This window comes from Stenotrophomonas sp. PS02289, from assembly GCF_029960115.1.
Lineage (GTDB): Bacteria > Pseudomonadota > Gammaproteobacteria > Xanthomonadales > Xanthomonadaceae > Stenotrophomonas.
Window position 1 is genome coordinate 1 of record NZ_JASCOZ010000177.1, and the last position, 7,500, is coordinate 7,500.

Annotated in this window: 6 protein-coding genes (1 of these 6 only partly in view); all 6 read right to left on the bottom strand. The window is 62.8% G+C overall.

Going from position 1 to position 7,500, the window contains the following annotated elements; genetic code table 11:
• Positions 1 to 97 precede the first annotated feature (97 nt).
• Positions 98 to 4,252: a DNA-directed RNA polymerase subunit beta gene (gene rpoB / locus QMX83_RS18120; protein ID WP_282298039.1), complete on the bottom strand. Its 4,155-nt coding sequence runs from the start codon at positions 4,250 to 4,252 to the stop codon at positions 98 to 100.
• Positions 4,253 to 4,573: 321 nt separating this feature from the next.
• Positions 4,574 to 4,939 (bottom strand): 50S ribosomal protein L7/L12, encoded by a 366-nt coding sequence (rplL, locus tag QMX83_RS18125; RefSeq protein WP_282298040.1) that lies wholly within the window; start codon positions 4,937 to 4,939, stop codon positions 4,574 to 4,576.
• A 61-nt stretch (positions 4,940 to 5,000) separates the two neighbouring features.
• Positions 5,001 to 5,528, bottom strand: a complete 528-nt coding sequence (gene rplJ / locus QMX83_RS18130; protein ID WP_282298041.1) for a 50S ribosomal protein L10 — start codon at positions 5,526 to 5,528, stop codon at positions 5,001 to 5,003.
• A 391-nt stretch (positions 5,529 to 5,919) separates the two neighbouring features.
• Entirely contained in the window at positions 5,920 to 6,618 is a 699-nt protein-coding gene (gene rplA, locus QMX83_RS18135) for a 50S ribosomal protein L1 (RefSeq protein WP_125358616.1), read from the bottom strand.
• A gap of 4 nt (positions 6,619 to 6,622) precedes the next feature.
• Positions 6,623 to 7,051, bottom strand: a complete 429-nt coding sequence (gene rplK, locus QMX83_RS18140) for a 50S ribosomal protein L11 (RefSeq protein WP_279941644.1) — start codon at positions 7,049 to 7,051, stop codon at positions 6,623 to 6,625.
• Positions 7,052 to 7,271: 220 nt separating this feature from the next.
• Positions 7,272 to 7,500, bottom strand: partial view of a transcription termination/antitermination protein NusG gene (gene nusG / locus QMX83_RS18145; RefSeq protein WP_282298042.1) — the 3' end only. Its footprint extends 335 nt past the window's final position; only the last 229 of its 564 coding nucleotides appear in the window; the start codon falls outside the window, past its right edge — the gene reads right to left on this strand; its stop codon occupies positions 7,272 to 7,274.

Genomic DNA, 7,500 nt, shown 5'->3' on the forward strand with positions numbered 1-7,500 from the left:
TCTTTCATGGTGTTTCTCCGAAAGGAGTAAATCTGTGTCGATGGGCTGGGGGATCACTTCCGGCGGCGCGGCTGCCGGGGCAGCCGCGCCTGCACGATCAGTTGTCTTCCAGTTCCATGTTGATGGCCAGCGAGCGGATTTCCTTCACCAACACGTTGAAGGATTCCGGCATGCCCGCGACCATCTCGTGCTCACCGTCGACGATGTTCTTGTACATCTGGTTGCGGCCCTGCACGTCATCGGACTTCACCGTCAGCATTTCCTGCAGGGTGTAGGCCGCGCCGTAGGCTTCCAGCGCCCAGACTTCCATTTCACCGAAGCGCTGGCCACCGAACTGCGCCTTGCCGCCCAGCGGCTGCTGGGTAACGAGCGAGTACGGACCGGTCGAACGCGCGTGCATCTTGTCGTCGACCAGGTGGTTCAGCTTCAGGTAGTGCATGTAGCCGACCGTGGTGTGACGATCGAAGGCTTCACCGGTGCGGCCGTCGTACAGCTGGGTCTGACCACTGCTCGGCAGGTCGGCCAGTTCCAGCATGCGCTTGATTTCCGCTTCGGTGGCACCGTCGAACACCGGGGTGGCCATCGGCACGCCGTCGGTCAGGTTCTGGGCCAGACGCAGCAGTTCCTCATCGCTGAACTGCGACAGATCCACATGGTTGGCATGCTGGGTCTTGTCGTGGTTGTAGATGTCGTCGAGGAACTTGCGCAGGTCGTTGAGTGCCGACTGGGCTTCGAGCATGCGCTGGATCTTGCGACCCAGGCCCTTGGCTGCCCAGCCCAGGTGCACTTCCAGAATCTGGCCGATGTTCATACGCGACGGCACGCCCAGCGGGTTCAGCACGATGTCCACGGTTTCGCCCGAGGCCATGTACGGCATGTCCTCGACCGGCACCACGTTGGACACCACACCCTTGTTGCCGTGGCGGCCTGCCATCTTGTCACCCGGCTGGATGCGACGCTTCACGGCCAGGAACACCTTGACCATCTTCAGCACGCCCGGAGCCAGGTCGTCACCGGCGGTGATCTTGCCGCGCTTGTCAGCGAAGCGACGCTCGAATTCCTTCTCGTGCGCCTGGATCTGCTTCTGGGCGCGTTCGATGGCTTCCGAGGCGTCCTCGTCCTTCATGCGCAGCGCGAACCAGTCAGCCTTCTTCAGGCCGTCCAGGTAGGCGTCGGAGATGGTGTCGCCCTTCTTCAGGTTGACGCCACCGTTGACCACCTTGCCGACGATCTGCGAACGCAGACGGGCGTAGATGGCCGCTTCCAGGATGCGGAACTGGTCGTCGAAGTCCTTCTTGACGCGCTTGATCTCGTTTTCTTCGATCTGGCGCGCACGCTTGTCCTTCTCGATGCCATCGCGGGTGAAGACCTGCACGTCGATGACGGTGCCGTCCATGCCCGGCGGAACGCGCAGCGAGCTGTCCTTCACGTCCGACGCCTTCTCACCGAAGATCGCGCGCAGCAGCTTCTCTTCCGGGGTCAGCTGGCTTTCGCCCTTCGGGGTGACCTTGCCGACCATGATGTCGCCGGCGCGCACTTCGGCACCGATGTACACCACGCCCGACTCGTCGAGGCGGTTCAGCGCCTGCTCGGAGACGTTCGGGATGTCGGCGGAGATTTCCTCCGGCCCCAGCTTGGTGTCACGTGCAACGCAGGTCAGTTCTTCGATGTGGATCGTGGTGTAACGATCTTCTTCCACCACGCGCTCGGAGAGCAGGATGGAGTCTTCGAAGTTGTAGCCGTTCCACGGCATGAACGCGATCAGCATGTTCTGGCCCAGGGCCAGTTCGCCGATGTCGGTGGACGGACCGTCAGCCAGCACGTCGCCACGCGCCACCACGTTGCCCACTTCGACCAGCGGACGCTGGTTGATGCAGGTGTTCTGGTTGGAACGGGTGTACTTGATCAGGTTGTAGATATCCACGCCGGCATCGCTGGCGTCGGTGATCTCGTCCTCGTTGACCTTGACCACGATGCGGCCGGCGTCGATCTGCACGATCTCGCCACCACGACGGGCATTCACGGTCACACCGGAGTCACGCGCCACGGCGCGCTCGATGCCGGTACCGACCAGCGGCTTCTGCGCACGCAGGGTCGGCACGGCCTGACGCTGCATGTTCGCGCCCATCAGTGCGCGGTTCGCGTCATCGTGCTCCAGGAACGGCACCAGCGCGGCTGCGATGGAGACGGTCTGCATCGGCGAGACGTCCATGAAGTGGACTTCCGCCGGCGGCTTCAGCAGCGACTCGCCCTGGTAACGGCACGGCACGAACTGCTCGGTCAGCACGCTCTGGGCATCGGTCAGGGCGTTGGCCTGGGCGATGACGTACTCGTTTTCTTCGATGGCCGACAGGAACTCGATCTCGTCGGAGACCTTGCCGTCGTGCACCTTGCGGTACGGGGTTTCCAGGAAGCCGTACTGGTTGGTGCGGGCGTACACGGCCAGCGAGTTGATCAGGCCGATGTTCGGGCCTTCCGGGGTTTCGATGGTGCAGACGCGGCCGTAATGGGTCGGGTGCACGTCGCGCACTTCGAAGCCGGCGCGCTCACGGGTCAGGCCGCCCGGGCCCAGGGCCGAGACGCGACGCTTGTGCGTGACTTCCGACAGCGGGTTGTTCTGATCCATGAACTGCGACAGCTGCGAGGAGCCGAAGAACTCCTTGATCGCGGCGGCCACCGGCTTGGCGTTGATCAGTTCCTGCGGGGTCAGGCCTTCGGATTCGGCCATCGACAGGCGCTCCTTGACCGCGCGCTCGACGCGGACCAGGCCGACGCGGAACACGTTCTCGGCCATTTCGCCGACCGAACGCACACGACGGTTGCCCAGGTGATCGATGTCATCGACCACGCCGCGACCGTTGCGGATCTCGGTCAGGACCTTGATCACGTCCAGGATGTCGGAGCTGTCGCCGTGCTCGGCGACCAGGCGCTTGGATTCTTCGTCGTTACGCTCGCCGAAGTACTTGCTGTCGTACAGCACGGCTTCGCCGGTGACTTCCTTGCGGCCGACACGACGGTTGAACTTCATGCGGCCGACCGTGGACAGGTCGTAGCGCTCGAAGGTGAAGAACAGGTTGTGGAACAGGTTCTGCGCGGCATCCTTGGTCGGCGGCTCGCCCGGACGCATCATGCGGTAGATTTCGACCAGCGCTTCGAGCTGGGTCTTGGTCGGGTCGATGCGCAGGGTGTTGGACAGGTACGGGCCACGATCCAGGTCGTTCACCCACAGGGTGCCCACGGCATCGACGCCGGCCTTGCGGAAGGCCTGCAGCTGCTCTTCGGTGATTTCGTCGTTGGCCTGGGCCAGCAGTTCGCCGGTACCGGCGTCGACCACGTCGTGCGACAGGATGCGGCCGACGATGTAGTCGTCCGGCACGGCCAGGGCGGCAATGCCCGAGGCTTCCAGCTGCTTGACGTGACGCGCGGTGATGCGCTTGCCGGCTTCAACGATGACCTTGTCGCCGTCGGCCAGGTCGAAGTTCAGGGTCTCACCACGCAGACGCTCGGAGACCAGCTCCAGCTGCACGCCTTCGTCCGGGTTGATGTGGAAGGTGTTGATCTCGAAGAACTGCGCGAGCATTTCTTCGTTGCTGTAGCCCAGGGCGCGCAGCAGGATCGACACCGGCAGCTTGCGGCGACGGTCGATACGGGTGAACAGGGCGTCCTTCGGGTCGAACTCGAAGTCCAGCCAGGAACCGCGGTAAGGAATGATGCGGGCGCTGTACAGCAGCTTGCCCGAGCTGTGGGTCTTGCCACGGTCGTGGTCGAAGAACACACCCGGCGAACGGTGCAGCTGCGAGACGATGACGCGCTCGGTGCCGTTGACGATGAAGGTGCCGTTGTCGGTCATCAGCGGGATTTCGCCGAGGTAGACCTCCTGCTCCTTCACGTACTTGATGGCCTTGGTCGACGACTCGCGGTCGTAGATCACCAGGCGTACGGTGACGCGCAGCGGCGCGCCGTAGCTCATGCCACGCTGGCGGCATTCGCGTTCGTCGAAGACCGGTTCGCCCAGCTTGTAGCCGACGTATTCAAGCGCGGCATTGCCGCTGTAGCTGGCGATCGGGAAGACCGACTTGAGGGCGGCGTGCAGGCCCAGATCACGGCGCTTGGCCGGATCAATGTTCTCCTGCAGGAACTCGCGGTAGGAATCCACCTGGATGGCCAGCAGGAACGGCACTTCGAGAATCGAGCGCTGCTTGCCGAAGTCCTTGCGGATACGCTTCTTTTCGGTGAACGAATAGGACGTCATGAGGTCTCACCTTGGCTGTGCGGGCCGCACCTGAGGGTACGGCTCGAAGGGAACATTTAAATTGTCAGTTGGAAGTCGCTGGTATTGCCGGCACCAGCACGCCTTCTTTTGCTACTTCCAACTGCCAACTCGTCTGCTTCCAGTACTCCGATGGCGCGCCTTGCGCGGCCGTGTCGAAGCATGACTGCAGCCCGTGTTGGGCTTTTTTGAAGCATTTACCGCAGCCGGGCAGCGCCCGGTACAACAACGACCAAAGGCCGGGGGCTTACGCCCCCAGCCTTGGCTGCATCGCCGTGATTCGATGGCGACGCAAGGAGCTGTTTACTTGACTTCGACAGTCGCGCCAACAGCTTCCAGGTCCTTCTTCATCTTTTCGGCTTCTTCCTTGGTCGCGCCTTCCTTCAGGACGCCGCCGGCTTCGGTCAGGTCCTTGGCTTCCTTCAGACCCAGGCCGGTGATGGCGCGGACGGCCTTGATGACGTCGACCTTCTTGTCGCCGGCGCTCTTCAGGGTGACGTTGAATTCGGTCTGCTCTTCAACAGCAGCAACCGGGCCGGTGGTGGCGACGGCGACCGGAGCAGCGGCGGAGACGCCGAACTTGTCTTCGATGGCCTTGACCAGCTCCATCACTTCCATCAGGGACTTCGAGGCGATGGCGTCGACGATCTGTTCGTTGGTAAGGGACATTTTGATTACCTTTGGATGATTTTCTGGGTTAGGTTCCGTCAGGAACCACGTAACAAGCAGCTCAGGCGGTTTCGGCGGCCGGTTCGGCAGCGACAGCGCCACCTTCCTGCTTCTCGCCAACAGCCTTGACAGCGCGGGCGAACATCGTCACCGGCTCGGTCAGGACGCGGGCCAGCATGGCCAGGGCCTGATCGCGGGTCGGCAGCGAAGCCAGCACTTCAACGTGGCTTGCCGGGAACACTTCGCCACCGATGACAACCAGCTGCGGCTGCAGCTTGTCGTTGCCCTTGGCGGCTTCCTTGATGACGCGACCGGCAGCGCCGGGCTCGTCGAGCGAGAACGCGAACAGCATCGGACCAGTGAACTTGGCCGCTGCAGCTTCGAATTCAGTACCCTTCACCGCACGCTCGGCCAGGGTGTTCTTGACAACCTTCAAGAACACGCCTTCCTTGCGGGCCTGTTCGCGCATCTTGGTGATCTGCGCGACCGTGGTGCCGGCGTAGTGGGCTGCGATCAAGGAGTGAGCCTTGGCAGCGACTTCCGCGACCTCGGCGACTACTTCTTGCTTCTGGGACAGATTGAGAGCCATTGCACTCCTCCAATTGAACTCCGCTTACGGCTCCTGCCGTGCGCGGTCCTGGGCGGCCTCCGTCCTGGATGCCGGGAACATCGGATTGATGTTCCAAGGGTGGGCCGTTCTAGACCTGGATGGCCAACCTGGGTAACCCCAGACGTGCGTAAACCAGAAAAACTCCAGAAAGGCACCATCTACGCAGGGTGATTCCCGAAGGAACCGATTAAGCGGTGAGTGCTGCGCCGGCGGCGACTCCTTGCCATGTCGAGCAGTCCCTGCCCGTCGCCGGTATTGCACTGACCGCGCCTGCGGTCTTTGACGGCGGTCTTCACGGGGATGAACCCGATCCGATGCCTTCAAATGTCACGGTCACGAACCCGGCAGGGCTCGTGACCGCTTCAAACACTTACTTCAGGGTCAGCGACGACTGGTCGACGGTGACGCCCGGGCCCATCGTCGAGCTGACCGAAACCTTCTGCAGGTAGGTGCCCTTCGAGGTCGCCGGCTTGGCCTTGATCAGGTCCAGCAGCAGCGCGGTCAGGTTCGACTTCAGCGCGTCTTCGGCGAAGTCGGCCTTGCCGATGGTGCAGTGGATGATGCCGGCCTTGTCGGTGCGGTAACGGACCTGACCCGACTTGGCGTTCTTCACGGCTTCGCCCGGGTTGGCCGAAACGGTGCCGACCTTCGGGTTCGGCATCAGGCCGCGCGGGCCCAGCACGGTGCCCAGCTTACCGACAACGCGCATGGCGTCCGGGGTCGCGATGACGACGTCGTAGTTCAGATCGCCGGCCTGCATCTTTTCAGCCAGGTCGTCCATGCCGACGGCTTCGGCACCAGCGGCCAGGGCTTCGTCAGCCTTGGCACCGGCCGGAGCGAACACGGCAACGCGGACCGACTTGCCGGTACCAGCCGGCAGCACGGTGGAACCGCGGACCTGCTGGTCGGACTTCTTGGCGTCCACGCCCAGGCGCACAGCGACGTCGATCGATTCGACGAACTTGGCCTTGGTGGCGGACTTCAGGATGCTGATCGCTTCTTCGAAGCCGTAGGACTTGCCCGGAACGACTGCGGCCTTGATGGCCTTCTCACGCTTGGTCTGTGCCATCTTCTTAACCCTCCACCACGAGGCCCATGGAACGGGCAGAGCCAGCGATCGTACGCACGGCGGCGTCCAGGTCGGCGGCAGTCAGATCCGGTTCCTTCGCCTTGGCGATTTCTTCCAGCTGCTTGCGGGTCACCTTGCCCACCTTGTCGGTGTTCGGGCGCTTGGAGCCGGACGAGATGCCGGCGGCCTTCTTCAGCAGGGTGGTGGCCGGGGTGCTCTTGGTGATGAAGGTGAACGTACGGTCCGAATAGGCCGTGATGATCACCGGAACCGGCAGACCCGGCTCAAGCTTCTGCGTGGCGGCATTGAAGGCCTTGCAGAATTCCATGATGTTCAGACCACGCTGACCCAGCGCAGGACCGACCGGCGGCGAGGGGTTGGCCTGACCGGCCTTCACCTGCAGCTTGATGTAACCGACAACTTTCTTTGCCATTTGAGTGCTCTCCGGGTGCTAGCGCCTTGCGACAACAGGCTCCCCATCGGACCGGGAATGTCGCGTCCCGGCATCGCGTTTTGAATTCACGCAGAAGGCCACCTTGCGGCGGCCTAATGTTTTTGTCAGCTTCCTGACAGGAAGCCGCGCATGATAGCAGGTTTTTGCAGGCCTGTCTGAATGCGCCCGAGGCAGCCACGCAAGGCGTGGCTCTACGGGATCAGCCGGTCTGCTTTTCGACCTGGCCGAACTCGAGTTCGACCGGAGTGGCGCGACCGAAGATCAGCACCGAGACGCGGACGCGGCTCTTTTCGTAGTTGACCTCTTCGACCACACCGTTGAAGTCGTTGAACGGACCTTCGGTGACGCGGACCATCTGACCCGGCTCGAACAGGATCTTCGGGCGCGGCTTTTCCACACCTTCCTGAACGCGATTCAGCAGACGCGCC